A 26,206-nucleotide genomic window follows, 5' to 3' on the forward strand; every position below is an offset into this window, starting at 1 on the left:
AGTTTTTTTTTTGATGAAATACTACGACATCCAAAAATCAATATGTGGTCTTTTATGTTTATTATAAATTACGTTTTAGACGATTTGTTCCAAGTGATTTTGGTTTTAGTAGGAGAATAGTCTTGGAAAATAAATTTGTTTTTTATTGTTAACATAGCTTCAGTTCTACTCAAAAAAAACTAAATTTGAATTTCATTTTTTGCTACTTTCATTAATTTTAAAGTGTTTAAAGCCAGTTAAATACACAGTCTAAATCTATGGGTTTAGGCGCCCTTCCCTTTGGGGAGGGCTGGGGAGGGGATTTATGTACTTAATATTCGATACCGAAACCACAGGATTACCAAAACGCTGGGGCGCTCCTATTTCTGACACAGACAATTGGCCAAGATGTATACAAATTGCTTGGCAGTTGCATGATGATATGGGAAAACTCATCGAGCATCAAGATTATTTGGTCAAGCCCGAAGGTTTTAATATACCGTATGATGCGGAACGAATTCACGGTATTTCTACTGAATTGGCAGAGGCCAATGGCGTTTCATTGTCTGAAGTTTTAGAGAAATTCAACGTAGCCTTAGGTAAAGCGAAGTTTATTGTGGGTCAAAATTTAGGTTTTGACATCAATATTATGGGTTGCGAATTTTATCGAATGGGAGTGGAAAGCCAAATGAGCTCGATGCCTATTTTAGACACATGTACTGAAGTTACTGCTTCATTATTAAAATTACCGGGTGGTCGAGGAGGAAAATTCAAGTTACCTACGTTGACGGAGTTGCACTCGTACCTTTTTAATAAACCTTTTGGCGAAGCACACAACGCTACTGCCGATGTGGAGGCAACAACACGCTGTTTTTTAGAATTAATTCGTCGTGAAATTTTTACGAAAGAAGAACTAGAAGTTCCAGCTTCATATTTCAAAGATTTCCAAAGTAAAAACCCAACCGAAATCAAACTCATTGGGTTAAAGCATATCAATTTAAAAGAGGCTTCAGATAAAATCCGACAACAATTTGGCGATAAGCAAGCGCCAACTGTTTCAAAAGAGGACCTTTCAGAAAATAAGAAAGTTTTAGTTGATGCGCCCTTTGTTCATTTGCACAATCATACCCAGTTTTCGGTATTGCAATCTACCATTAGTATTGCGGCATTAGTAAAAGCGGCAGCCCAACAAAAAATGCCTGCGGTTGCCATGACCGATCATGCGAATTTGATGGGAGCTTTTCACTTTGTGCGTGATATTTTAAATCACAATAAAGCAGCTGTGGCTAAAAATAAAGCAGCTGTTGAAAACGGGGAGGAACCTACCGAAGTTCCTATGAAACCTATCGTTGGTTGCGAATTTTTTGTGTGTGAAGACCATAAAAATAAGTCGGTTAAGGATAATGGGTACCAAATAGTCCTTTTGGCGAAGACCAAAAAAGGATATCATAATTTGGCTAAAATGTCCTCTATTGCATACACAGAAGGATTCTATTATGTACCTAGAATTGATCGAAAAGTCATTCAGGAATTCAAAGAAGATATTATTGTTTTGTCTGGAAATTTGTACGGAGAAATACCAAATAAGATTTTAAACATTGGTGAAAACCAAGCCGAAGAAGCCTTGATCTGGTGGAAAAATGAATTCAAGGATGATTTTTATATTGAGGTCATGCGCCACAATCAAGAAGATGAAAATAGGGTGAATTCTTCTTTGGTTGCTTTAGCCAGAAAACATGAGGTCAAAATTGTGGCTACAAACAATATCTTTTATATAGACAAAGAAAATTCGAATGCACATGATATTTTGCTTTGTGTGCGTGATGGTGAAAAACAAACTACACCTATTGGTCGTGGTCGCGGTTATCGCTATGGATTGCCTAATCAGGAATATTATTTCAAGTCTGGGGACGAAATGAAGCAACTCTTTGCAAATTTACCTGAGGCGATTTCAAATATTTCGGAGATTGTAGATAAAATTGAAATTTACGATTTGGCACGAGAAGTATTGCTCCCCAAGTTTGAAATTCCAGTTGAATTTAATAATCCCGAAGACGCCGTTGATGGCGGAGTGCGCGGCGAAAATGCCTATTTAAGACATCTTACTTTTGAAGGAGCTAAAAAAAGATATCCAGTAATTACTGAAGAAATTCAGGAACGATTGGATTTTGAATTATTGACCATTTCTAATTCTGGTTATCCTGGATATTTCTTGATTGTACAGGATTTAATCGCCGAAGCCAGAAGTATGGGCGTTTCGGTAGGTCCAGGAAGGGGTTCTGCGGCGGGTTCTGTGGTGGCTTATTGTTTGAAAATTACCAATATAGATCCTTTAAAGTACAACTTGCTTTTTGAGCGTTTCCTGAATCCGGATCGTGTGTCATTACCCGATATTGATATCGATTTTGATGATGAAGGCCGAAGCAGTGTGATGGATTATGTGATCCGAAAATACGGTTCCAAGCAAGTGGCGCAAATTATCACCTATGGTAAAATGGCTACCAAATCAGCAATTCGTGATACTGCTCGTGTACTAGATTTACCACTTTTTGAAGCAGATAAAATTGCGAAATTGATTCCGGGAATGATGCCGTCTAAGTGGAATTTAGCTCGGTTTTTAAATGAAAAAGAAGACATCATAAAAAAGGCGGTTCGTCCGGAAGAGTATGATAAAATAAAAGAATTAATAGGACTTGCAAGTGAAGATGACCTTGGAGGTGAAACCATTCAGCAAGCCAAAGTTTTAGAGGGGAATCTAAGAAATACGGGGATTCACGCTTGTGGAGTGATTATTACACCAAGTGATATTACCAATTTTGTTCCTGTGGCTACGGCCAAAGATTCGGATTTGTATGTGACTCAATTTGATAACTCGGTGGTAGAGAGCGCTGGTTTATTAAAGATGGACTTCTTGGGTTTGAAGACCCTAACGTTGATAAAAGATACCGTTAAGCTAGTAAAATACCGAAGCGGAATTGAGCTCAATCCAGATGAGTTTCCTATTGATGATCTAAAAACATACGAGCTTTTTCAGCGCGGTGAAACGGTTGGTATTTTTCAGTATGAAAGTCCTGGAATGCAAAAATACATGAAGGAGTTAAAGCCTACGGTTTTCCCCGATTTAATTGCCATGAATGCCTTATACCGTCCGGGTCCGATAGCTTATATTCCGAGTTTCGTCAAGCGAAAAAATGGTGAGGAAGAGATTATTTACGATCTTGAAGCTTGCGAAGAATTACTTAAGGATACCTACGGAATTACCGTTTATCAAGAGCAAGTAATGCTTTTATCCCAAAAACTGGCTGATTTCTCTAAGGGTGATGCCGATGTTTTGCGTAAAGCAATGGGAAAAAAGCAAAAGGACGTTTTGGACAAAATGAAACCTAAATTTATCAGTCAGGCTGCCGCCAAAGGGCATGCCGAAGATAAACTGGAGAAAATTTGGAAAGACTGGGAAGCCTTTGCAGAATATGCCTTTAATAAATCCCACTCTACCTGTTATGCTTGGATTGCTTATCAAACGGCTTACTTAAAAGCAAATTACCCTGCAGAGTATATGGCTGCGGTACTCTCTAATAATATGAGTGATATCAAACAAGTTTCGTTCTTTATGGAAGAGTGTAAGCGAATGGGCTTGCAAGTTTTGGGTCCTGATGTAAATGAATCATTCTATAAATTTACTGTAAATGATGATTATGCGGTACGTTTTGGGATGGGAGCTATAAAGGGTGTCGGTTCTGGAGCGGTTGCAACCATAGTGGAGAAAAGAAAAGACGGGAAATACAAGTCTATTTTTGATTTGACCAAACGAATTGATTTACGTGCTGCCAATAAAAAAGCGTTAGAAAACTTAGCCTTGGCTGGGGGATTTGACTCTTTTGGCGATACAACGAGAGCGCAATACTTTCATGATGATGGAGACGGAATAACGTTTTACGAAAAAGCGATTCGGTATGGTGCTAAGTTCCAGGAAAACGAAAATTCCTCTCAGGTAAGTTTGTTTGGCGATGCTAGCGAGGTGCAAATTGCTGAGCCAGTTGTGCCTCCATGTGAAGATTGGAGTACGATGGAAAAGTTATCAAGAGAAAAGGAGGTTGTAGGTATTTATATTTCTGGGCATCCGCTGGATGATTTTAGATTTGAAATGAAATATTTTTGCAATGCTCGTTTAGATGCGCTCAGAAATATGGAACAATATGTAGGTAAGAATTTAACTTTTGCAGGTATTGTAAGTAATTTTCAACGCCGAACAGCTAAGAATGGTAAGGACTGGGCAATATTTACACTGGAGGGATTTGAAGAAAGTTTTGAGTTCAAAATTTTTGGAGAAGAGTACCTCAAGTTTTATCATTTTTTATACAATAATCAATTTGTATTTATAAAAGTGCTCATTAAAGAAGGTTGGGTCAATCAAGATACAGGCAAAAAAAGTGAGCCAAGAATGCAATTTGTAGAGGTTAAGCAATTGCAGGATGTATTGGCTACGTTTGCCAAAAAACTCATTTTATATCTTAACATAAATGATTTACATGCTGATTTTATTCACAATTTAAGTCGACTTTTTCAGGAGTATAAAGGAGATAACACCGTTTCATTTGAAGTAATGGAGCTAGAAAAAATAAAAAAATTAATTCCTGTTGCAACACCAGATATAGATCCAGAAGAGATGAGTTTTGCAGATGATTTAGAAGAGGTTGATACTGTAAATGGAGAACTAGCTGAAGCATCTACAGTTGTAAAAGTTGAAGAGGTTGAGGAGATAAAAGTAGTTACAAAGCTAGCAATGGCTAGTAGAAAATTGAAAGTTAGAATTTCAAACGAGTTACTGATAGCATTGGAGAAAATGCAAGTAAACTTTAAATTGAATTAATATCATTTAATTACGTTAGTTATTTGAATAGTTATGAAAGATGATGATTATCTAAAATTGCTGTTTTAGTTTAGTTATGGTTATTTTAAACAAAAATGTCTCGCATTGGCGAGACATTTTTGTTTAAAAATGAGATGTGAATTATTTTCCAAAAGAATAAATAACACCAATATTAAGTCCAAAAGAAGAATAAGGGACTACAGAGGTTAATGATTTTGATTGATCTTTATTTAATGGGTCTAAAGAATCAACATATTCAATGTCCTTTGTAGGTGTTGGGAATACAGGATGATTGGCCTGACCCAATTGCCATGTATAGGCTGGTATTGTTTGAGCTGGTTGGCCTCCATCTAAAGAACCTTGTGGAACTGCTGGATATGCAACGGCTAATTTAGTATATTCTGATGAGTCTCTTGTTAGATTGATACCCAAGTATTCTAATTCAGCAAATAAGCTTACATTACTAGAAATTTTATGTTTGTACCCAATAGAAGCTGTAAAACCTAGTGGAAGTCTTCCGCTATAATCTATTTTTCCTGTTGCTATAATTGGTCCAAAAGCTGTATTGGTTGTTTTTACAAACTCAGCTTTAGTTGCTCCCGCAATTTTTGTAATCGCCCCAAATTTACCATAAATATTATCGTTAAAGTTGTAAATTAAGGCAAGGTTTAATCCGTATGCACGTGCATGCGCAGTACCTGTAGTTCGCTCCACAATTGAAGTAACATTAGCGGCAGATACATTAGTTCTGTAAGAATCTACGTTTTGGTCATTACCATGCAGGTATGCAAATCCTAACTCTACTCCAAAAGTTTCAGAAAAAAAATATCCAGCTCTAAATTGAGAATTGAATCCTTCGCCGTAACTGCCCTTTTTTACTGTTGCGATAGATTGGTCACTATTCAATGAAGTTCCAAGTATCATTCTTGAGCTAGGTATAGAATAGCCACCTGACACTGAAACATAATACTGAGCAGATGCGGTCGTTGTAACTAACATTAAAATAAAAAATAAAATTTTGTTCATTATATTTTGATAAATTGTTTATTCGGCAAAAATAATTTTTTTTAGATTAATATATGATAGTTTTAAAAAAAAATATGTAGAATTAAAGTGTATAGACTAATAGGAAAATAATAGTAGGTCTAATCCGTAAGTGCTTTGAATTTATTATTTAGTTTAAAAAAAAGTTTAAGGTAATTTAATTTTGTGACTAGTCTGTATTTGTTGATAACTATGTTTGTTTTATCGATGTATTTTATTAAAAGCATTTAAATATTTTTGAATATCACTATGAATTAGAACTAGTATTTAAAACGAAGAGTAACTTAAATTATGTTAGCTGTGAAATATCTTTAGAATTAGTAACATAATTGAAAAAAAATGGCTTAATTCTGTTAATTTGATTACAGAGTTAGCCCTGATGGAAGCGGCATCTCCCGATTTAGAAAAATAAGGCTTTTTTGCCGTAGTTTTTATTTATCGGGAATACAGCGTACAGCGGGAAAAAGCTCCAAAAGAAAATAAATTTCTAGTATAAAGTAAGTATATAGGAATTGATAATAGATTAATAGTCAAAACTAATTTGGGAATAGTGATTGATTTGTTTTTAATTTATAAATTTGTACTCTAGTTTGAATATTTAAAAATTCAAATCATAAACTTAAAATATATATTATGGCATTAGCAATAACGGATGCTACTTTTGAAGAAGTAGTTTTGAAATCAGACAAACCGGTAATGGTAGATTTTTGGGCAGCATGGTGTGGACCATGTAGAATGGTAGGTCCAATCATTGATGAATTAAGCAACGAATACGAAGGGAAAGTGGTTGTTGGTAAGGTTGATGTTGATGCAAATCAAGAATTTGCTGCAAAATACGGCGTTAGAAACATCCCAACAGTATTGGTTTTTCATAACGGAGAAGTAGTAGGAAAGCAAGTAGGAGTTGCTCCTAAGCAAACGTATGCAGATAGTCTTGACGCTTTGTTGTAATTAACATTGAACTTTTAGAATCAATTTTAGATATAGAAAAGGTTTGGCGCAAGTCAAACCTTTTTTTTGTTTAAGAACAGTTTTGTGTTTTATTTTGGGCTAATCTTGTTATGTGGCGCTTTAATTTTTAAATCATTTAATCTTTTAATATATTTGGATTATGAAGATTGAATCGCAAATAGAAAAAATTACTAGTTTCCAGCATCTTGAATTACTGGCTAATCAGGTTGTAGAAGGATTTATTTCAGGAATGCACAAGAGTCCGTTTCATGGCTTCTCGGCAGAGTTTGCTGAGCATAAAGTTTATAATGCTGGAGAGAGCACAAAGCATATTGACTGGAAGTTGTATGCCAAAACCGATAGGTTGTATACCAAACGTTATGAAGAAGAGACTAATTTAAGATGTCATATTATAATTGATAATTCGTCTTCTATGCATTATCCTCAATTGTTAGCGAACCAAAACTTTTTTGAGAACAAGATAGGGTTTTCAGTATTGGCCTCAGCGGTATTGATGAATTTATTAAAGAAACAGAGAGATGCAGTTGGTTTAAGTGTTTTTTCGGATACGTATGAGTACTATGCGCCAGAAAAAGGAAGCGACCGACACCACAGAATGATTTTGAATGCCCTTGAAGGCTTACTCCAAAAGCCTATGGTTGCAAAAAGTACAGATACCGTAACATATTTACATCAAATAGCCGAGAAGATGCATCGTAGGTCTATGATTATCTTGTTTACGGATATGTTTCAGAGTTTTGATGAGTCTGTTGATTCTAAAAAAGAACAAGCCTTATTTGGTGCTCTACAGCACTTAAAGCACAATAAGCACAAAGTAGTCTTGTTTCATGTAATTGATGGCAAAACGGAGCTTGATTTTGAATTTGACAACACACCTAGGAAGTTTGTTGATGTGGAAACAGGAGAAGAAGTTGCTGTTTTCTCAGATACAGTACAAGAAGAATACCAAAATCAGATGCAATTATACTTAAAAAAGCTGTCTATGACTTGCTCACAAAACAGAATTAAGTACGTTCCAGTTCATGTTGATGAAAATTTTGAAAAAATAATGATGACATATTTAGCTGAAAAACAAAACTTTGGGTAATAAGTGATAATTTTTTTGAAATTATTTTTAAAAAACGCTTGCGCAAACGGAAATCTATTGTATCTTTGCCACCGCAATAACGCAGAGGTTTGGTAGTTCAGTTGGTTAGAATACATGCCTGTCACGCATGGGGTCGCGGGTTCGAGTCCCGTCCAGACCGCAATATTGGGGAAAGCCTTTCGTAACAGAAAGGCTTTTTTGCCCCTTTACGGTTTTTAACGTTAGTTGTGTTGTTTGCTACGAATTTGTAACTCGTAGCGGGTTTAGTAGTTAGACCAATGAAAAGCTTTTCGCCTCGGCGAATAGCTTTTTTGATTTAATTTGAAGGAACGGTTTTAATTTATAGATTGAAATGGATTTAGTTCTTAATTGTTTGAACCTCAGTTAATTTCGTTAATAAATTAAATTTTAGAATCAAAAGTGATATAAAATAATACTGGTTTGGTAGTTCAGTTGGTTAGAATACATGCCTGTCACGCATGGGGTCGCGGGTTCGAGTCCCGTCCAGACCGCTAGTATTTAAAAAAAGTCTTTCGAAAGAAAGACTTTTTTGTTTGGTAAAATAAAATAGTTGCTATTATGTATTTAGTTTACATGTCGTAAATTAAAACAAAACTGCTTTGTATTGCCAAACAATCCAAATATAGAGTCCTAAAAAAACCATACATAGAACAAACTTCATGAAGCTAGAGGCCAGGAAGCCAATGAAAGAGCCAGTAGCGGCTTTTAGAGCTCTATTATGATCTTTAAAATCATAAATAAGTTCACCTATTAAAGCACCCAAGAAAGGGCCAATAAGAAATCCAAAAGGGATTGGTGCAAATATCCCAATTACAAGTCCAATATTGGTACCCCAAACACCGTAACTACTGCCGCCAAATTTTTTAGTTCCTTTGGCAGGAATAATGTAATCTAAAATAGAAATTACAATAGTAATGAGTAAGGTACTCCAAAGAATCCAGTGGTTCATGGGTACAGCATGTGTAAAATAAAGTAATGCAACCCCAAGCCAACTAATTGTAGGGCCTGGTAATACGGGTAAAAAACTCCCTATTATCCCGATAATGACACAACAAAATCCAAGGAGTAAAAGAAATAAATCCATAATTTATTTTTAGTATTTTTGTACAACATAAATATAACTCGAATTTTTCAAATGAAAGCAATAAATAGTTTGTCACTTTTAGTGTTCTTAATGCTAATTATGAGTAGTTGTAATTCTATTTATGCTCAAAGTGGTTTTGATAATCAAAAAGATGTTCTAGTAAAAGATAGCATATACAATAAGAATAAAATGAAAGTTTTAAATTTTTCGATGAAAGATTTTGATGCGCTTTTTTTTGAATTTTTTGATAAAAAAGCAAGCCCAACTGTTTTAAATAAAGTGGAGTTTTATTCTTATACGATTCGAATTGCAATATTCTCTGAACGTCTTGCAGCTTTATACCCAGACCAGAAAGCAGTAGCTATAGAGAGTAGGAATAAATGGTTTGCTGAAAGTTATGAGGATTATTTGAAAATCAAAAATTCGCAAAAAAAATAGTTGTAGTTTTATCCTTTAAAAAAAAATAGCAAATACACATATTTTGAAGCCATATTATCTTTTAATAGTTTTTCTTATTTTTCACTCATGTCAGTATTTTGAGACTCCTGTTCCTTCAGAGCAAGAGCTTTTAGAAAAGGAACTGAAATCCATCAATTGGAAAGAGGTTGATGAGTATCCATCTGTGGTAGATTGTGAAAAAATAGAAGATAAAAAGCAGCGCCAAAAGTGTTTTTTTGAGGTTTTAACTCAATTGATTCAAGAGAAATTGAGTGTAGATACGCTTTCAATTCTTTATCCTGAGCTGGATACAATTGAAGTTAAAGTTACTATTTTTCCAAATGCAACGATGCAGTTTGAACCTCAATTTCCAAAAGATTCTATAGCGTATGACAAAATCAAAATTGACAGCATACTCAAAGTTCGTCTAGTTGATTTTCCAAAAATTAATCCAGCCATAAAACGTGGTGTTCCAGTGAAAACACAATTTGTTCTTCCGGTGATTTTAAAAGTAGAGTAGTTAATGCCATTTACATTTTCTCACCCAGCCATACTTTTGCCTTTTTTAAAAAATAAAAAACTATCAGCTACCGCTTTGATAGTTGGCTCTATGTCTCCTGATTTTGAATATTTTTTCAGAATGAAAATACAAAGCGAAATTAGTCATACTTTTTTAGGAATTTTTCTAATTGATTTTCCTCTTGGGTTTATAGTTATGTTTGTTTTTCATGAAATTATAAAACGTCCTTTCATTGAAAATTTGCCTCATTTTCTTCAAAATAGGGTAGAGGAATTAAGAAAATTCAATTGGTTGTTTTATTTCAAAAGTAATTTTTTTGTAGTTTTGATATCCTTTTTTTTAGGAGCGGTTACTCATATAGTATGGGATTCAATGACGCATTGGGATGGTTTTATAGTACAACAATTTTATTTTTTTAATCTAAAGTTTTTTTCAATTCCGTTTTATAAAATAGCTCAGCATTCAAGTTCCGTTATTGGTTTGTTGTGGATCTTGTTTTATATTTATAAACTTCCAGAAAAATATGAAAACGGTAAAATAGTTAATTTTAATTATTGGTATTTGTCTATTTTTTTTACTGTAGTTTTTATTACTCTTAGATTTTATTTTGGAACACAATTGAATCAAATAGGTAATGTTATTGTGACTATTATTTCTTCAATAATACTGGCTATTACTTTAACAGGTTTGATTTTTAGAAATAAAAAAATTATTTAGTAAATTTTCTGCCTTTCCATTCGTAGTTTCCAAATAGGGAATATAAAGCCACGGTTGTGCTAAAAAAAGGATAAAATAAACTGCTTAAAATCAAATGATGCATTTTCCTTTTAGATAAAAAATGATTGGTTTTGTAGATCAAAACGGTATCAACAGTGAACTTGAAAGTAGATGCTAAAATGACATCTTGAAAAGTAGTTAAAACTAAGAACCAAGATCCAAGAATCAACACCCAACTCAAATTCCCAGCAAAAACGATCAATCCCAATCCTTTTCCGAAACTACTTTGATAAGAACCCGTTTTAGAAGCCCAACGAACGCGTTGGTAGAACAAAGATTTCCAATCGTTCATTGGTTTTGTAATGATAATATTGTTTTTAGACTTTAGATAATGCACTTTTTCGGGTGATTTTGCAATTGCTTTTTGGAGTAAAAAGACATCGTCACCACTAGCAATTTTGTCATTTCCTTCAAAACCATTGAGGTCTTGGAAAAAGGATTTGGTATAGGCAAAGTTGGCGCCATTACACATAAATCCTTTGTTAATGCCAAAACTTCCAATGGTTGCGCCTTGTAAACTTGCCAAATCCAATTGCTGAAATTGATGTAGAAATGAATTAGTACACGCATACGTGACCGCTCCTGCAATCATAGCTACATCATGAAGCTGAATGTAATTGTCTAAAGTTAATAACCAGTTTTCTGGGACTATACAATCGGCATCGGTGGTAATAACCCAATTGGAGTTCACAATTTGCATTGCAGTTACTATAGCATCTTTTTTAGGAGAATTAGAAACCCTAATATTCTTTATTATTCGAACTTTGAGAACTGAATACTGGGGACTGAACACCTCTTCCGATTCATCGTCTACTAAAATCACCTCAAACAATTCCATTGGATAATTCAACTTCGACAAACTTTCTAATAAAATGGGTAAATTTTCGGCTTCATTCCGGAAAGGAACAATAATTGAGAATTTTGTTTTTGGCTTTAAGCCCAAGTAATTTATTGTATTTACCTTTTTAAAACCATAAATTAACGCCAGTATTGCTAAGCAGTACAAAAGTATGATGAGGGAAACTATAATTGAAAACAGCATCTTTTTATTGTTTTTTAGTTTCTTTTATTATGGATTTACTATTAAAATTCAAAACATAATATGTACCAATTACAACAGGTAAAACTACATTTAAAAACCACATCAAAGTCGAAATAAAAATTACAATCCATTCGTTTACGCCTAGAATTCCAAAGAAATAAACCGCAACACTTCCTTTAACGGCAAAGTCTAAAAATTGAAAAGTGGGTAAGGATGACGCTAAAAAATAAACGGATGAAATTGTTGCAATCAGGGTGAAGTAAGGTAAATTTACATCAAAAGCTAAAAACAAAAAGTAATGTTGGTGCGAGAAAACCAGATAGCGACAAATACCCAATAAGATGTTTTTTTGATGTATGGGTTTTGGAATTTCATTAATTTTATGAATCAGTTTTTCGATTGAATATCCTTTGATAGTAATTTTTTTGACCGAAAATAAAATGATAAAAAGGAGTAAAACCATTCCAAAAATCAACGCAACTGTTTTTATTGTAATCACATGGTATTGTGCATTAAAATATAGCAACCCAAAAAGCCCAAAAATAACAGTCAGAATCATTTGAATTCCGTTGCAAATCAGGTTTAGGAATATGACTTTTTTAGTTTCTTTTTTTTCAAAAAACAGTGCTTTTCCGGCATATTCTCCCACTCCGTTTGGCGTAAAAAGACCAGCAGTTAGTGCGCCCAGAACTTGTTTTGTGGCTTCGCCTAAAGTTATTTTATGGATAAATGCTACTAGGTTTTGCCATTTCAATATTTCAAAAAATCGATTCAAAACACTTAGCAATAAAAGAAACGCAATTCCAGTAATAGATTGGTTTTTTTGGAAAAGAACAATGAATTTTTGCCAATCTAATTTATCATTATGGGCTAGTTGATTGTAAATAAAATAAAACGCACCGGCCACAATCAAAACTTTGATTAGAAGTACGAGGAATTGCTTAGTTTTGTGTGGAATTGAAATCATTTTGCAAAGTAAAGGAAAACTATTGTGAAAAAGCTATTTCACAGAGATTCACAAAGAATTCGCGAAGATTTACAAAAATAGTAGAAGCATGGTAGGCTTAGTGAACCTTTGTGGTTCATTAGAGCATCTTCGTGTAATAACAAAAAAGTATAAATTAAAAAGAATTGGCAAACGAACGCATCATATTAGGAATTGACCCTGGAACCATGATCATGGGTTTTGGATTGATCAAAATTGTCAATAAAAAAATGCATTTTTTGCAGTTGAACGAATTGCAATTGTCTAAATACGACAATCATTATCAAAAACTTAAAATCATTTTTGAACGAACGATTGAGTTAATCGATACTCACCATCCAGATGAAATTGCAATTGAAGCCCCTTTTTTTGGTAAAAACGTACAGTCGATGCTCAAGTTGGGTCGAGCCCAAGGTGTGGCCATGGCGGCGGGACTTTCTAGAGATATCCCTATTACGGAATACGAACCAAAGAAAATTAAAATGGCTATCACCGGAAACGGAAATGCCACAAAAGAGCAAGTAGCCAAAATGCTGCAACAACTTTTAGGACTGAAGGAATTGCCTAAAAATCTCGATAGTACGGATGGATTGGCAGCAGCAGTTTGTCATTTTTTCAATTCAGGAAAAGTGGTTGGTGCTAAAAGTTATACCGGTTGGGATGCTTTTGTGAAACAAAATGAGGAACGAGTGAAGAAATAGTTTTCAGTCGCAGCAACTGTAAACTGCGACTGTGACTGAATACTATAGAAATGAGCGGAATCTACATACACATACCCTTTTGCAAGCAGGCTTGTCATTACTGTGATTTTCATTTTTCGACTTCTATGAAGAAGAAAGAGGAGATGGTTTTGGCTATTGCCAAAGAATTGCAAATGCGTAAAAGCGAGTTTGAAAAGGAACAAGTTGAGACTATTTATTTTGGCGGAGGAACGCCAAGTGTCTTAACTTCAGAAGAAATTAATTTTTTGATTGAGACGGTTTATAGTCATTATGTAGTAATTGAAAATCCCGAAATTACGCTCGAAGCCAATCCAGACGACTTGTCAGAGGAACGCATTATCGAATTATCAAAAAGTAAAATCAACCGTTTGAGTATCGGGATTCAGTCTTTTTTTGAGGAAGATTTGCTTCTGATGAATCGAGCTCATAATTCTGCTGAAGCCAAAAAATGTTTGCAAGTAGCTACTCAATATTTTGATAACATCTCTCTTGATTTAATATACGGAATTCCTGCCATGAGCAATGAGAAATGGGAGCAAAATATCGACACAGCCTTGAGTTTTGGAATCCCGCATATTTCCAGTTATGCCTTAACGGTAGAGCCAAAAACAGCTTTGAAAAAACTAATTCAAACCGGCGCTGTTGCTGCTCCAAAAGATGAAGTTGCCGAGGCGCATTTTATGATTTTGGTTACCAAGCTCGAGGCTAATAATTTTGTACATTATGAATTGTCAAATTTTGGCAAAGTCAATTATTTTTCTAAAAATAATTCGGCTTATTGGTTGGGTAAAAAATACATCGGAATTGGTCCTTCGGCACATAGTTATGATGGTGTTACTCGTAGTTGGAACATAGCAAATAATGCCTTGTATTTAAAAGGTATTCAGCAGGATAAATTACCTAATGAAATAGAAATTCTTTCGGTGTCAGATCGTTACAACGAATATGTTATGACGGGTTTGCGTACTATTTGGGGCGTTTCATTAACTAGAATTCAAACTGAATTTGGAAGCGAATATCTAGAATATATGAATAAACAATCTAAGAAATTCCTTGATGATGATTTGGTTTTTATTGAAAACAACATCTTGAAGCCAACACCCAAAGGAAAGTTTTTGACAGATGGAATTGCATCAGACTTATTTTACTTAAATTTGGAATAGCAAATTAACCACAAAGAAACAAAGAACGCACAAAGTTCACTAAGCTTTTGTGTGCCTAGTGCCTTCTTTGTGAACTTAGTGTTTAAAGAAAAATGATAGCAACCATCAACAACAACATTAATATCGACCTATCAAAACCCATTGATATTTCGATTCCATTAACCAATACTGATGAAAACCCAATTGCTTGGTATATTGAAAAACCAACAATTGAACCCGTTATTTTTGGGGATTGGATTGGGAAAGTATCTGAAGGGAAATCATCAACGAACTTTAATAATATTTTCTTTAATCCACACGGACACGGAACGCACACAGAGTGTTTGGGGCATATCACCCGAGACTTTTACAGCATCAATCAATGTTTGAAACAGTTTTTCTTTTTGGCCGAATTAATTTCGGTTCAACCGGAAATTATTGGTGATGATTTAGTGATTACCAAAAATCAAATTGAAAAAGCTTTGAATGGGAAATTCCCTGAAGCAATTGTTATTAGAACATTACCCAATTTAGAGAGCAAAAAGAATCTGAAATATTCGAATACCAATCCGCCATATTTAGCTGAAGATGCCGCGCGTTTCATTCGCGAAAGCGGAATTAAACATTTGCTGATTGATTTACCGAGTGTGGACAAAGAACACGATGATGGGAAATTAGTGGCACACAAAGCCTTTTGGAATGTAACCGATGTTCATAATCTCAATCCTGATGCACGATTAGATTGCACGATTACAGAGATGATTTATGTGCCTGATGAAGTTCTTGACGGTAGCTATGTACTGAATTTACAGATTGCTTCTTTTGAGAATGACGCTAGTCCGAGTAAACCTGTTTTATACCTTATTCAATAGCTATGAATTTAGAAACCTACTACGAATATTGCCTTTCAAAAAAAGGTGTGACAGAACATTTTCCTTTTGATCAAGATACTTTGGTTTTTAAAGTAGGCGGTAAAATGTTTGCGCTATCGTCTTTAAGCCAATGGGAAAAAGGCAATCCAGCTGTTAACTTAAAGTGTGATCCTGAGCGTGCTCTTGAATTGCGTGCAGAATATGATGATATTCAGCCAGGTTTTCATATGAGTAAGATACATTGGAACACGATTGCTATAAATCAATCTGTTCCAGATGATATGATAAAAAACTTGATTCAGCATTCTTATGAATTAATTTGTAAAAGTTTGCCTAAAAAAGTTCGAGTAGAGCATAATTTATGACGACCACTTATCGACACTAAATGGGTTTTGGTCTATATCAAATTCAGTATTACCGATTGAGCCCAATTGCTAGGTATAACTTTAGTACTTTTAGTTTTTTAAAATAACAACTAAATACCATGACAAAGGCACTAAATATTTTGCTAATAGAAGACGATGAAATTGAAGTAATGAAGTTCAATAGAGTTTTGAGCAATTTAAAAACAACCCATAAAATTGTTGAAGCAAATAATGGTGAAGAAGCTATTACAATTTTAAAAGAAAAAGAAATGATTCCTGATATCATTGTTTTAGATCTAAATATGCCTAAGATTAATGGAATAGAGTTTTTAGGAATATTAAAGTCAGATGAATATTTAAAATACATTCCAGCCATTATATTGACCACATCAAGTAATAGGTCTGATTTGTTTGAGTGTTATAAAATAGGTATCGCAGGATATTTACTAAAACCCTTAAAATACGATGAGTATGTGGATAGGGTTACTAAGCTTGTTGAATATTGGAGTGCAAATGAGTTAATCACAAATTAGGGATTATGTACGGTATCTTTAATAAACTCTCAGTGATTATGTGTTGTTTAAAAACATAAGTATTCATATCTTAACTTTAATCAATAAAAGAAAATAAATCTTATTAAAAATTCAAATTAATTGGTAGTTGCATGAAGAATCTAGCACTTTGTTTTAATGAAAAAAGTTTGAATAGATTGTTTCCATTTTACATATTGGTTTCACCAAATTTTGAAATTATAAATTTTGGTTCTAGCTTAGGTAAAGTGTGCCATGATTTAAGTAACACTAAATTATTTTCGGATTTATTTAAAATTACTAGACCATATTTAGAAACTTTTTCGTTCCAGGAAATAGTATCACATTGTAATAATCATCTTGTTTTACAGCATAGTTCATCTGGTCTAAATTTAAGAGGACAGTTTGAATTAATGGGAGATAATGTTTTATTTGTAGGTTCCCCTTGGTTTACATCAATGGTTGAATTGATGAATAAAGGCTTGACTTTTGAAGATTTTGCTCCTAATGATCCTTCTATTGATTTACTTCATGTGCTTAATAATGCCGATAACACTTCTAAGGAATTAAAGGAATTATTGGCAACCATTAACGAACAAAAAAACAAGTTAAAACAAGCCAATAAAGAAATTCAAGATATTGCACTTTTTCCTACTCAAAATCCAGATCCTTTAATCCGAATTGACACGCAGGGAAATCTTTTGAAACGTAATCCAGCAGGAGAAAAATTAACAATATTTGTTCATGACGAAATAGAATATTCAACCGAGGCATTTTTTAAACACATTGCTTCTAAAATTGATTTTGATACAGATCGATGGATTTTTGAAGCGCAAACTAATAATAGAGATTATTCCTTTGTATGCAAGACACTCAAGGATTTGGGTTATGTAAACATTTACGGCCGTGATGTAACTGAACAGAAAAAAAGTCAGGAAGAGATAAATAGATTGTCTCTTGTAGCTAGTACTAATGTTAATGCAGTAATTTTTACAGCCCTAGATGGAACTATCAATTGGGCCAATGAAGGATTTGTGAAACTTACAGGTTTCTCCTTGAAGGAAGCAATAGGTCGTACCACTGAGGATTTGTTTCAAGGAGCACTAGTGGATCAATCCACCTTTGAGGCTATAAAAATCGCTAAAGCAAAAGGGGAGCATTTTAGTCAGGAATTAATACATTATAAAAAAGATAGTACGTGGTTTTGGGCAAAAGCTGAAGGGCAACCTTTATTTGACAGTGAGGGAAATGTAAAGGAATATTTTGCGTTAATAGAGGATATTACAGCAAAAAAGGAAGATGAAGAAGAGCTAAAAAGATTGTCACTCGTGGCAAGTTTAAATAATAATGGTATTGTGTTTACCAAGCCTAATGGTAAAATATTTTGGTGTAATGATGCTTATACCACCTATACGGGTTATTCTAAAGATGAAATTATAGGGAAAACTCCAGTACAAATAGGTCGAACCTCGGATATTGATGATGAGCAGTTGGATATTATGGTTAGTTCTTTTTATAATGGATTTCCATTTGATGTTGAACTGAAGCACGGAAGAAAAGATGGTAGTTCTTTTTGGGTCAAGGCCAAAGGGCAGCCCATACTTGATGCAAATGGTGAGGTTACCCAATTTTTTGCCATGATTGAGGATATTTCTCTTAAAAAAAGGTACGATGAAAGTTTACAAATAGAAAAAGAAAAGTACAGAGGAATAATTGCAAATATGAATCTAGGATTGCTTGAAGTTGATCTAGATAATAACATTACCATGGCCAATCACGGTTTTACAACTATGAGTGGCTATACACAGCAAGAGCTCATAGGGAATAATGCTATAGAAATCTTTGTTAATGAAAGTGGTAAGAATGTATTGAAGACAAAAGATAAATTAAGATCTGATGGATTAACAGATTCCTATGAGTTGCAAGTCTATGATAAAAATAAAAAAGAAAGAATATGGCTTATTAGTGGTGCTCCAAATTATGATTTACAAGGTAATTTAATAGGATCCATAGGCATTCATCTTGATATTACTGATCAAAAAAATCAAGAGCAGCAATTGTATTTGTTATCGTTGATTGCTGAGAAAAATTTAAATTCGGTTATAATTGCAGATCGAATGGGTCGAATTGAATGGGCCAATGCTAGTTTTTTAAGAATGTCAGGGTATTCTAAGGACGAAATTATAGGTCAAAGGCCAGGAGCTTTGTTACAAGGTCCAGAATCCAATCCTGAAGTGATTCTTTATTTGAGAAATCAAATTAAAAAGGGTCTCCCTTTTAATTGTGAGATTATTAATTATTCAAAAAACAAAGAGAAATATTGGGTACGTATTCAAGGACAGGCACTTTATGATAAAGCCGGGAAATTAATAAAATATTTTGCCATTGAGGAAGATGTTACCGCTCAAAAAGAGCTGGAATCCCAAAAAGAGAATTTATTATCAGATTTAGCAAAAACCAATAAAGAGCTTGAGGATTATGCGCAAATAGTATCACATGATTTAAAATCTCCTTTACGCAGTATTAATTCATTGATTACCTGGATTAAAGAGGAGAATGTAGATAGCTTTGACGCACCAACTCAAAAATATTTTTCATTAATTGAGCATAAAGTCGAAAAAATGGATCATCTTATTGAAGGAATTTTGACGTATTCTAAAATTGATAAAGAAGCTGTAAAACCAGAGATTATTGATACGCATGAAATTGTTCAAGGTATTATAGATATTATTCATTTGCCAGATCACATTAGCGTATCTATTTTAGGTACATTGCCTAGCATTAATGCAGATAAATTTAGGATACAGCAATTGTTTCAAAACCTTATTGGTAATGCTGTAAATTATATTGATAAAAGTCAAGGATTAGTTGAAATTAGCGCTGTTGAAGATGGTGATAATTATATTTTTTCTATAAAAGATAATGGTGTAGGGATGCCAAAAGCAATCCATTCAAAAATATTTGAAACCTTTAAATCTTTTACAACTAGTAAACATTCAACAGGTTTAGGTCTATCAATAGTTAAAAAAATTATTACTTTTTATCAAGGAGAAATTTGGTTAGAAAGTGAAGAGGGGGTCGGAACCACTTTTTTTGTGAAATTAAAAAAAGAATCATGAAAATTATTCAAGCAAGTAAATTAGCCCGAGGTGGCTGGAGCTATATACAAGAAAAATCAAAATTACTAAACCCACTTGTACTGGTTTTTGGGAATCGTCTATTATTAGCAAATAGTGAGGTTTTACAAGATATTCGTAATGAGTTTCCGTATGAGGATCTAGTTTTTGGATCTACTTCAGGTGAAATTTCAGGCTCTAGTGTAAATGACGATTCCATTTCGGTGGTAGCGATCGAGTTTGAAAAATCAAGTTTTATAGTTAAAAGAGATAATATTTTAGACCATAATAAAGATGCTAAACTTCTTGGTGAGCACTTGTATGAGCAAATGCCGAAGGAAAATCTTAAACATTTATTTGTACTTTCAGAGGGGAGTTTTGTAAACGGAAGTTCCTTGATTTCTGGCCTTGAGACTAATATGGAGGACTCTGGATTATCTATTACAGGCGGTATGTGTGGTGATGATGCACGTTTTGAAAAAACACTTGCCTCATACAAGGAAGATCCAAAAGAAGGAGAAGTGGTTCTTATTGGTTTTTATGGATCAACATTCGAGGTTTCGTATGCTAGTTTTGGTGGTTGGATTCCCTTTGGCCCAGAGCGCGTTATCACAAAGTCAGTAGCAAATGTATTGTATGAAATTGATGGTCAACCAGCTTTAGACTTATATAAAAAATATCTAGGAGATAAATCCAGTGAACTTCCACAAGCCTCTTTATTATATCCTTTAAATGTAACACCAGATGGTAAGAAAGAACCAGTTGTACGTACTATTTTAAATATTGATAATGATACACAGTCTATGATCCTTGCAGGTGATGTACCTGTAAATTCAAGAGTTCAACTCATGATGGCATCAGTTGATGGGATTGCACAAGGAGCCAATACTGCTGCAAATTACGGTATGAAAAATAGAACTAAAGCCCCTGAATTAGCTCTTTTGGTAAGCTGTATTGGGAGGAAATTGGTAATGAGTCAGCGTGTTGAAGAAGAAATAGAGCATGTAAGAGAGGTTATTGGTCAACAAGTTCCTATTGCAGGATTTTATTCTTATGGTGAAATGGCTCCTTTTAATGGGGAGACTGCTTGTGAATTACACAATCAAACGATGACATTAACCTTAATAAGCGAATAATGCATTCATTACTAAAACGTCAGATAGATAAAAAACTTGCGGGAGGTCTTAATGACTTGGATATTTTTTTGGATGCAGTTAATGAATCGTACCAAAATTATGAAAGCCAAATAGAGATGCTGCAAAGGGCTATGAAAATTAGCTCCGATGAATTATTTGAGGCGAATCAAAAATTGCGGGATGAAGCTAAAAGCCTAAAAGAATTAAATAAAAACTTACAGTCTATTCTTGATTCTATGAGTGTTGGGCAAGATTTTATGACAAATACAGAGGTTTTTGATTCTTCGGAATATATTAAACAACAATCTATTGAAATTGTAAAAATTAATAAACAAAGAGAAGAATTGTTGTTTAATCTTGAAAAACAAAATAAAGCATTGAATGAATATGCTCACATGGTTTCACATGATTTAAAGGCACCTTTGCGTAGTATTGATACTTTGATCAACTGGTTTATTCAGGATAATGAGTCTCTATTGAATGAAGCCAATCTAAAATCTTTGAATAGGATTTTGTTAAATGTAGAGAAAATGGACTCTCTTATTAAGGGGATTTTAAACTATTCCTCTATTGAAAATCATACGCATGAAGAACGTATTATTGATGTTAATCATGTTGTGCAAGATTTTTTGAAAACTATTGAAATTCCAAATAATGCAGACATTAGCATAACTAATGATCTTCCTGTTTTAATGGGAAATGATTTTAGATTGAAACAACTCTTTCAAAATCTAATACAAAATGCGCTTAAATACAATGATAAAGAACACATAGAAATTGAGATATCCAGTACCGAAAATGAGCAAGAATATTTATTTCAAATAAAAGACAATGGTATAGGTATTCCTCATGCATACCAGCACAAAATATTTGATATTTTTTCTAAATTACAAAATGACGATAACTCCTCAGGCATAGGACTTTCTATCGTTAAAAGAATAATAGAATTTTATAAAGGAAGAATTTGGCTTGAAAGCCAAGAAAAAGTAGGGACTACTTTTTTCTTCACAATACCAAAGGATCATGGAAACACCTAATTTAAACTATGTAAATGAATTGTCTGGTGACAATGAGCAATTTAAGGCAAAAATTTTATCCATCCTAAAAAAAGAGTTGCCAGTAGAGGTTGAAAATTATGAAAAATACATGCAAGAATTAGATTTTTTTAATGCTGCACAATCTGTTCATAAACTGAAACATAAAATTTCTATACTAGGTCTCGAAAAAAGTTATTATATTGCTGTTGATTATGAGCATAATTTAAATAATGACTCCGTAGCCTTAAAAAATGATTTTGAAACAATTTTAAAAGCTATGCAGGAGTTTGTTATAAAACTCTAAATAAATAGCTATATGAATTGCATTATTGTTGATGATGAAGAAATGGCAAGAGCCATAATAGCTCAATTTGTAACTAAATCAACAGATATTGAATGTATTGGAGAGTTTTGTAGCGCCATAGACGCAATAAAATTTTTGAATCAAAATCATGTTGATCTTATTTTCTTAGACATTCACATGCCAAATTTCACTGGTTTTGATTTTATTCAAACCATAAAAAATCCTCCGCATATTATCTTAGTAACATCTGACAGAGATTTTGCTATTGAAGCCTTTGAATATGAATGTATTGTAGATTATCTTGTAAAACCTATTACCGAGTCACGTTTTTTAAAAGCCGTTCACAAAGTCTTAGCAATAAAAACTGACGAGCCACAAGTAAATACAACGATACAAGCTGAAGAAAAGCCTGATCATTTTTATGTAAACATAGATCGAAGATTGATTAAAATAGACAATAACTCAGTGAATGTTATTGAAGCAAAAGGAGATTATATTCATATAAAAACAGATAATAAAAATTACATTGTACACTCTGCAATGAAAAAAATAGAGGATATACTTCCAAAAGATATATTTTTAAAAATTCACCGTTCCTTTATAATCAATGTTACAAAAATTATCGATATTGAGGATAATAGTGTTCTCATTGCAAAAGATGTTATCCCAATAAGTAGGTCAAACAAAACAGAACTTTTAAAACGAATTAATGTTTTGTAATATATAATATTTACTACAATTTTTTTAAAAAAGTGTATTTCATCGATTATTTTTGCATTTAGTCTATAATGTTGTTACTTTAGATCTGTATTTAAAATGACAATTATGAAAGTAAATCTACCCAATGCAGTAACTTTAGCTCTTGATTCTTCAAACAATGAGTTATCCGGTTATTTTTTAGTATCCACAAAATGGACTGTAATGAATGATGTTAATATTACTTTCGTAAGGAAAAATGCGTTAGGTTACTGTTACAATTTAGATTGGGCAGGTCCATTAACTAAGCATGAAGTTATAAAGTTAAGTATTAACAACCCCTCTATTTCTATTGTAAGTATTGCCACAATACGACCTTTTTTACAAATACTGGATGATGTGGTATACCTTCCTAACACTGCCGAAGCGCGCAAAGCAATTGGTATTGATAATGACGATTTACAATTAGCAAACTAAAATAAAAACTTCTACCAAAAATTATTCTTACAAAATTTCATTTACCTACAGTCTTAAACCGTTTACCGAAGGTTATCAATCGTTTATCGAAAACATTACTTTCTATCTTTAGTTTGAATGTATCTTTGTAGAGCAATTAGGAAGCAAACCCTTTTTGATCCCAAATCAAATTTTTTAAATACTGTTTTAATGGATTGTGAAAATAGTCCTTGTTAGTATAAATAGTTTTTTAAAAGCAAGTTTAATTTTTTAGTTTCATTGTTGAGTTAGTAAAAAAAGACTGCTGCCACGAGCAGTCTTTTTTGTTTTTACTCGAAATTAAACTTTGATACTCAAGTAAGATTTCGTGATTTCTAGTTGTATTTTAAAGCAAAATCAAATCAATTTTAATATTTATAATGAGGTTAAGCAAAACAAAGAAAGACTGCCTACAAGCAGTCTTTCTTTGTAAATAAAATGTATCAAGTGGTATTACTTGAGGGTAAACAAAGGTTCACGGGTTAAATTCCATTTTACTCTTAAACCAAATTCATTAAAAGTAAACCCTGAGGCCGTGGTAGAGGCAATATTACTTCGGGTTACATAAATATTACTCAACAGCCTATCCGAGAATTTGTAGCCTAGTTTTCCTTGAATACGATAGGTCCACTGTTTTGTATTGTCTTCAATAAACTGATAACCTGTTGCTAGGTTTGCGTTGTAAAACCAGGATTTAGACTCAATAATTTTTTCGTCTTTTAAAACTTCTAGAAATAATTCTACCGCATTAAACTTCTTTGGACTAAAATAATCAGTAGGAACACGATCTTTAAAAGCTATATATTGATAGTTTAATCCACCTTTTAGAACAGGTTTAGAGAGGAAGTTATAGTAAAAAGAGGTAAATAATAAATTACGATTGTTGTTATCTGTTTGCGAAGTGAAAAAATATTGGGTAAACCAACCAAAATTAAAGTTGGTACTCAAATTATAATTTAAATAGTAATTGTTGGTTGCAATTTGCTTGATAATAAGATCAGTGTTAAAGTTTTGCATTTCACGTTTGTAACCCACTTCAAGATCCTGAAGTTTCATAGGCTTCATTTTGAAATATGTATGCAGCAATAGCTGGTTGTAACTAGTGTTTATAGAGGTAGCACTGTTTACACCAGCTTCAAAACTATAACTAATTTTAGGGTGGAATTGATAACTTGCACCTAGAAGATAATCATGACTTATAGCATTTATTAACGTAACAGTATTGTCTGTTTTACGATATTGATAAGTTGCATTTACAGTCCATTTTGTTGATAAAGGTAATGTTATTGCAGTTCTTGACGCAAGCGCTGTGTTGTTTCCGTTATCAAATGAGTAGCTTAATTTTTCTTCGATAAAAGGAGTAAAATCCTCTTTCATTTTTTTTATAAATTGAAGTGCATCTCCTTGATTATTAAAAATAGATAAGGTTGTTAAGGCTGCCTGATACGCCATACTAGTTTCGCCAGAAGCTTTGTAAGCATTGGCAATACCAAGATTTCCATCAAATGACTTAGTGTCGTTTTCTAAAATATTTTTATAATAGGTGATGCTTTCTGGGAAATTACTTTTGTAAATATCTAGCGTAGCGGCAAGTGATAAAACCCAATTTTCATTGGGGTATTTTAGGAGTAACTCTTCAATATATATCTTAGCTTCTTTGTATTTTTTATTCCATATCAGGGCTTGTACATAGCGCTCTTGAGTTTGTTTTTTTAAATTTTCATCAGTAATACTTTGTGACAATGATAAGGATTCAGTAGCTAGTTTTAAGGCCTCTTTTTCTTTATTGTCAATATGTGTTAGAAGTGAAAGCCCATTTAATGCCAGTACGGGATAGTCTTTTGATAGTAATTGGTAAACCGCATTCCCTTTGTCAATATCTTTTGTGATGAGGTACATGTTTGCCTTATTCATGAGAGTTTCTTTGTCTAATGGAAAATCAACTAATATTTCATCATAAAACGCCTCAGCTTCTGCGTATTTTTTTTCATTCACATATTGGTAACCATACCCTAATTTAATATATTTTCTGGAAACCAAAGCTCCTGGATTTGCAGGTGACAACTCTAGGGCTTTGTTTACGTTTGCTAATGCAGTAGGATATTCTTTTAAGTTTGATAAAGTATTGGCAAAGCCAAGATGCGCTACAAAATTGGTTGGGTTTTTTTGAACAAGCTCGCTGTAGAACACTTTAGCTTCGTCAAATTTTTTGTTCCAAAGCAAAGATTCGGCATAATTTAATTCTATTTCTAAATCTCCAGGATATTCACTCTTTAATTGAATGAAATTTTCAAGTGCTGCTGGAGCTTGATTGTTTAAACCAATTGCTCTTGCATAGCATAGTCGGGCTGTTTTATTTTTTGGATAAAATTTAAGGATATCTTTAAAAAAAAGTTCTGCTTTTGCAAACTCTCCTTTTTCTAGATGGCTAAATCCCACATTCATGTCTTGTGCTTGTAGTGTAAAACTAAATATACTTATAAATACAAGCGCAATTTTTTGTAGTAAATTCATATTGGTTAGGTGTAAGATTCGTTATTGCAAGTTAAGTATTAAATCGTAATATTTCGTCTACACTTTCAGGTTATTCATCTAAGTATTAATGCTTGTTTTTAATAATGTGCGATATTTGGTAACGAAACTAATTCCAACTTCAATATTAATAAGATGGCAGTACACATTACATACAATTCTGGAGTTTATGAAATTAAAGGATTGTTGACTTCAGAAAACAGTGTATATTTAGAAAATCATTTAAACTGTTTATTGTCAAGGTTAAACGGACTAGTGGTTTCATTTGAAAAAGTAGAGGCAATGGATGCGTATACAACCAAAAATATTCTTGCCATATACGATAAAGCCCAAAAAGATGAAAAACCTTTTTTTATAATTGGTAGAAAAAATAAATGTATTTCGGCCTGTTTTGATGCACTTGGCTCAACTGATGTGTTACTGTAATATTGAATTAATAA

23 protein-coding genes and 2 tRNA genes are annotated in these 26,206 nt (G+C 33.2%); 20 read left to right on the forward strand and 5 right to left on the reverse strand.

The annotated features are described in order from the left end of the window. Positions 1–304: 304 nt before the first annotated feature. Positions 305–4,849, forward strand: a complete 4,545-nt coding sequence (gene dnaE / locus LQ189_RS00410) for a DNA polymerase III subunit alpha (RefSeq protein WP_230153824.1) — start codon at positions 305–307, stop codon at positions 4,847–4,849. Positions 4,850–4,990: 141 nt separating this feature from the next. Here the strand turns inward: dnaE and LQ189_RS00415 are convergent, their stop codons facing one another. Further along, positions 4,991–5,875, reverse strand: a complete 885-nt coding sequence (locus LQ189_RS00415) for an outer membrane beta-barrel protein (protein ID WP_230153825.1) — start codon at positions 5,873–5,875, stop codon at positions 4,991–4,993. Positions 5,876–6,526: 651 nt separating this feature from the next. Here LQ189_RS00415 and trxA point away from each other — a divergent pair. The 4 genes from trxA to LQ189_RS00435 all read left to right on the forward strand — a co-directional run bounded on the left by trxA (position 6,527) and on the right by LQ189_RS00435 (position 8,464). Continuing rightward, positions 6,527–6,844 carry a thioredoxin gene (trxA, locus tag LQ189_RS00420; protein ID WP_024980008.1) on the forward strand — a complete coding sequence of 106 codons (318 nt, stop codon included), beginning with the start codon at positions 6,527–6,529 and terminating at the stop codon, positions 6,842–6,844. Between the two features lie 160 nt (positions 6,845–7,004). Next, positions 7,005–7,952: a DUF58 domain-containing protein gene (locus LQ189_RS00425; protein ID WP_230153826.1), complete on the forward strand. Its 948-nt coding sequence runs from the start codon at positions 7,005–7,007 to the stop codon at positions 7,950–7,952. Between the two features lie 86 nt (positions 7,953–8,038). After that, positions 8,039–8,112 (forward strand) — tRNA-Asp (locus LQ189_RS00430). 278 nt (positions 8,113–8,390) lie between these two features. Further along, positions 8,391–8,464: transfer RNA gene (locus LQ189_RS00435), tRNA-Asp, on the forward strand. A 92-nt stretch (positions 8,465–8,556) separates the two neighbouring features. Here the strand turns inward: LQ189_RS00435 and LQ189_RS00440 are convergent. Beyond that, a complete protein-coding gene (locus LQ189_RS00440) occupies positions 8,557–9,057 on the reverse strand; it encodes a DUF456 domain-containing protein (RefSeq protein WP_230153827.1) in 501 nt (166 codons plus the stop codon). Between the two features lie 51 nt (positions 9,058–9,108). Between LQ189_RS00440 and LQ189_RS00445 the strand changes: the two genes are divergently transcribed. Genes LQ189_RS00445 through LQ189_RS00455 form a run of 3 tightly spaced genes read left to right on the forward strand, consistent with a single transcriptional unit; the run spans position 9,109 to position 10,732 of the window. Then, positions 9,109–9,495 (forward strand): hypothetical protein, encoded by a 387-nt coding sequence (locus tag LQ189_RS00445; RefSeq protein ID WP_230153828.1) that lies wholly within the window; start codon positions 9,109–9,111, stop codon positions 9,493–9,495. 43 nt (positions 9,496–9,538) lie between these two features. Further along, on the forward strand, positions 9,539–10,015 hold the full coding sequence (locus LQ189_RS00450; protein WP_086452826.1) for a hypothetical protein: 477 nt from the start codon (positions 9,539–9,541) through the stop codon (positions 10,013–10,015). Between the two features lie 3 nt (positions 10,016–10,018). After that, positions 10,019–10,732, forward strand: a complete 714-nt coding sequence (locus LQ189_RS00455; protein ID WP_230153829.1) for a DUF4184 family protein — start codon at positions 10,019–10,021, stop codon at positions 10,730–10,732. Here LQ189_RS00455 and LQ189_RS00460 read toward each other — a convergent pair. Continuing rightward, complete coding sequence (locus LQ189_RS00460; protein ID WP_230153830.1) at positions 10,725–11,834, reverse strand: glycosyltransferase; 1,110 nt, start codon at positions 11,832–11,834, stop codon at positions 10,725–10,727. The genes LQ189_RS00455 and LQ189_RS00460 overlap by 8 nt on opposite strands. 4 nt (positions 11,835–11,838) lie before the next feature. Next, positions 11,839–12,801, reverse strand: coding sequence for a hypothetical protein (locus LQ189_RS00465; RefSeq protein WP_230153831.1), 963 nt, complete (start codon positions 12,799–12,801; stop codon positions 11,839–11,841). 164 nt (positions 12,802–12,965) lie between these two features. On the opposite strand from LQ189_RS00465, the gene ruvC reads away from it, so the two are divergent. The 11 genes from ruvC (at position 12,966) to LQ189_RS00520 (ending at position 23,216) form a co-directional block, all read left to right on the forward strand. Then, positions 12,966–13,520 carry a crossover junction endodeoxyribonuclease RuvC gene (ruvC, locus tag LQ189_RS00470; RefSeq protein WP_230153832.1) on the forward strand — a complete coding sequence of 185 codons (555 nt, stop codon included), beginning with the start codon at positions 12,966–12,968 and terminating at the stop codon, positions 13,518–13,520. A 50-nt stretch (positions 13,521–13,570) separates the two neighbouring features. Then, positions 13,571–14,704: a radical SAM family heme chaperone HemW gene (gene hemW, locus LQ189_RS00475; RefSeq protein ID WP_230153833.1), complete on the forward strand. Its 1,134-nt coding sequence runs from the start codon at positions 13,571–13,573 to the stop codon at positions 14,702–14,704. A 92-nt stretch (positions 14,705–14,796) separates the two neighbouring features. Further along, entirely contained in the window at positions 14,797–15,555 is a 759-nt protein-coding gene (locus LQ189_RS00480) for a cyclase family protein (RefSeq protein WP_230153834.1), read from the forward strand. A gap of 2 nt (positions 15,556–15,557) precedes the next feature. Continuing rightward, positions 15,558–15,920 carry an MmcQ/YjbR family DNA-binding protein gene (locus tag LQ189_RS00485; protein WP_230153835.1) on the forward strand — a complete coding sequence of 121 codons (363 nt, stop codon included), beginning with the start codon at positions 15,558–15,560 and terminating at the stop codon, positions 15,918–15,920. Between the two features lie 119 nt (positions 15,921–16,039). After that, on the forward strand, positions 16,040–16,453 hold the full coding sequence (locus tag LQ189_RS00490) for a response regulator (protein WP_230153836.1): 414 nt from the start codon (positions 16,040–16,042) through the stop codon (positions 16,451–16,453). A 131-nt stretch (positions 16,454–16,584) separates the two neighbouring features. Then, positions 16,585–19,569 (forward strand): PAS domain S-box protein, encoded by a 2,985-nt coding sequence (locus LQ189_RS00495; protein WP_230153837.1) that lies wholly within the window; start codon positions 16,585–16,587, stop codon positions 19,567–19,569. Then, positions 19,566–20,702 carry an FIST signal transduction protein gene (locus LQ189_RS00500; protein ID WP_230153838.1) on the forward strand — a complete coding sequence of 379 codons (1,137 nt, stop codon included), beginning with the start codon at positions 19,566–19,568 and terminating at the stop codon, positions 20,700–20,702. The genes LQ189_RS00495 and LQ189_RS00500 overlap by 4 nt, the downstream gene beginning before the upstream one ends. Continuing rightward, positions 20,702–21,739, forward strand: coding sequence for an ATP-binding protein (locus LQ189_RS00505; protein WP_230153839.1), 1,038 nt, complete (start codon positions 20,702–20,704; stop codon positions 21,737–21,739). Before LQ189_RS00500 ends, LQ189_RS00505 begins: the two co-directional genes overlap by 1 nt. Then, positions 21,726–22,043, forward strand: coding sequence for a histidine kinase (locus LQ189_RS00510; RefSeq protein WP_086452839.1), 318 nt, complete (start codon positions 21,726–21,728; stop codon positions 22,041–22,043). Before LQ189_RS00505 ends, LQ189_RS00510 begins: the two co-directional genes overlap by 14 nt. A gap of 12 nt (positions 22,044–22,055) precedes the next feature. Further along, positions 22,056–22,763, forward strand: coding sequence for a LytTR family DNA-binding domain-containing protein (locus LQ189_RS00515; protein WP_086452840.1), 708 nt, complete (start codon positions 22,056–22,058; stop codon positions 22,761–22,763). Between the two features lie 105 nt (positions 22,764–22,868). Further along, the gene (locus LQ189_RS00520) at positions 22,869–23,216 is read left to right on the forward strand and encodes a hypothetical protein (protein ID WP_086452841.1); all 348 of its coding nucleotides are present in this window, start codon (positions 22,869–22,871) and stop codon (positions 23,214–23,216) included. A gap of 471 nt (positions 23,217–23,687) precedes the next feature. Here LQ189_RS00520 and LQ189_RS00525 read toward each other — a convergent pair whose 3' ends face one another. After that, positions 23,688–25,748: a tetratricopeptide repeat protein gene (locus tag LQ189_RS00525; protein ID WP_230153840.1), complete on the reverse strand. Its 2,061-nt coding sequence runs from the start codon at positions 25,746–25,748 to the stop codon at positions 23,688–23,690. A 153-nt stretch (positions 25,749–25,901) separates the two neighbouring features. On the opposite strand from LQ189_RS00525, the gene LQ189_RS00530 reads away from it, so the two are divergent. Further along, complete coding sequence (locus LQ189_RS00530) at positions 25,902–26,192, forward strand: hypothetical protein (protein WP_086452843.1); 291 nt, start codon at positions 25,902–25,904, stop codon at positions 26,190–26,192. Positions 26,193–26,206 lie beyond the last annotated feature (14 nt).

The sequence above is a fragment of the Flavobacterium sp. CECT 9288 genome, from assembly GCF_918731615.1.
Classification (GTDB): domain Bacteria; phylum Bacteroidota; class Bacteroidia; order Flavobacteriales; family Flavobacteriaceae; genus Flavobacterium.

Bases quoted from the DNA above. Each gene is read 5' to 3' on its own strand.
- dnaE (WP_230153824.1), top strand. From the start codon at position 305: ATGTACTTAATATTCGATACCGAAACCACAGGATTACCAAAACGCTGG.
- LQ189_RS00415 (WP_230153825.1), bottom strand. From the start codon at position 5,875: ATGAACAAAATTTTATTTTTTATTTTAATGTTAGTTACAACGACCGCA.
- trxA (WP_024980008.1), top strand. From the start codon at position 6,527: ATGGCATTAGCAATAACGGATGCTACTTTTGAAGAAGTAGTTTTGAAA.
- LQ189_RS00425 (WP_230153826.1), top strand. From the start codon at position 7,005: ATGAAGATTGAATCGCAAATAGAAAAAATTACTAGTTTCCAGCATCTT.
- LQ189_RS00440 (WP_230153827.1), bottom strand. From the start codon at position 9,057: ATGGATTTATTTCTTTTACTCCTTGGATTTTGTTGTGTCATTATCGGG.
- LQ189_RS00445 (WP_230153828.1), top strand. From the start codon at position 9,109: ATGAAAGCAATAAATAGTTTGTCACTTTTAGTGTTCTTAATGCTAATT.
- LQ189_RS00455 (WP_230153829.1), top strand. From the start codon at position 10,019: ATGCCATTTACATTTTCTCACCCAGCCATACTTTTGCCTTTTTTAAAA.
- LQ189_RS00460 (WP_230153830.1), bottom strand. From the start codon at position 11,834: ATGCTGTTTTCAATTATAGTTTCCCTCATCATACTTTTGTACTGCTTA.
- LQ189_RS00465 (WP_230153831.1), bottom strand. From the start codon at position 12,801: ATGATTTCAATTCCACACAAAACTAAGCAATTCCTCGTACTTCTAATC.
- hemW (WP_230153833.1), top strand. From the start codon at position 13,571: ATGAGCGGAATCTACATACACATACCCTTTTGCAAGCAGGCTTGTCAT.
- LQ189_RS00480 (WP_230153834.1), top strand. From the start codon at position 14,797: ATGATAGCAACCATCAACAACAACATTAATATCGACCTATCAAAACCC.
- LQ189_RS00485 (WP_230153835.1), top strand. From the start codon at position 15,558: ATGAATTTAGAAACCTACTACGAATATTGCCTTTCAAAAAAAGGTGTG.
- LQ189_RS00490 (WP_230153836.1), top strand. From the start codon at position 16,040: ATGACAAAGGCACTAAATATTTTGCTAATAGAAGACGATGAAATTGAA.
- LQ189_RS00495 (WP_230153837.1), top strand. From the start codon at position 16,585: ATGAAGAATCTAGCACTTTGTTTTAATGAAAAAAGTTTGAATAGATTG.
- LQ189_RS00500 (WP_230153838.1), top strand. From the start codon at position 19,566: ATGAAAATTATTCAAGCAAGTAAATTAGCCCGAGGTGGCTGGAGCTAT.
- LQ189_RS00505 (WP_230153839.1), top strand. From the start codon at position 20,702: ATGCATTCATTACTAAAACGTCAGATAGATAAAAAACTTGCGGGAGGT.
- LQ189_RS00510 (WP_086452839.1), top strand. From the start codon at position 21,726: ATGGAAACACCTAATTTAAACTATGTAAATGAATTGTCTGGTGACAAT.
- LQ189_RS00515 (WP_086452840.1), top strand. From the start codon at position 22,056: ATGAATTGCATTATTGTTGATGATGAAGAAATGGCAAGAGCCATAATA.
- LQ189_RS00520 (WP_086452841.1), top strand. From the start codon at position 22,869: ATGAAAGTAAATCTACCCAATGCAGTAACTTTAGCTCTTGATTCTTCA.
- LQ189_RS00525 (WP_230153840.1), bottom strand. From the start codon at position 25,748: ATGAATTTACTACAAAAAATTGCGCTTGTATTTATAAGTATATTTAGT.
- LQ189_RS00530 (WP_086452843.1), top strand. From the start codon at position 25,902: ATGGCAGTACACATTACATACAATTCTGGAGTTTATGAAATTAAAGGA.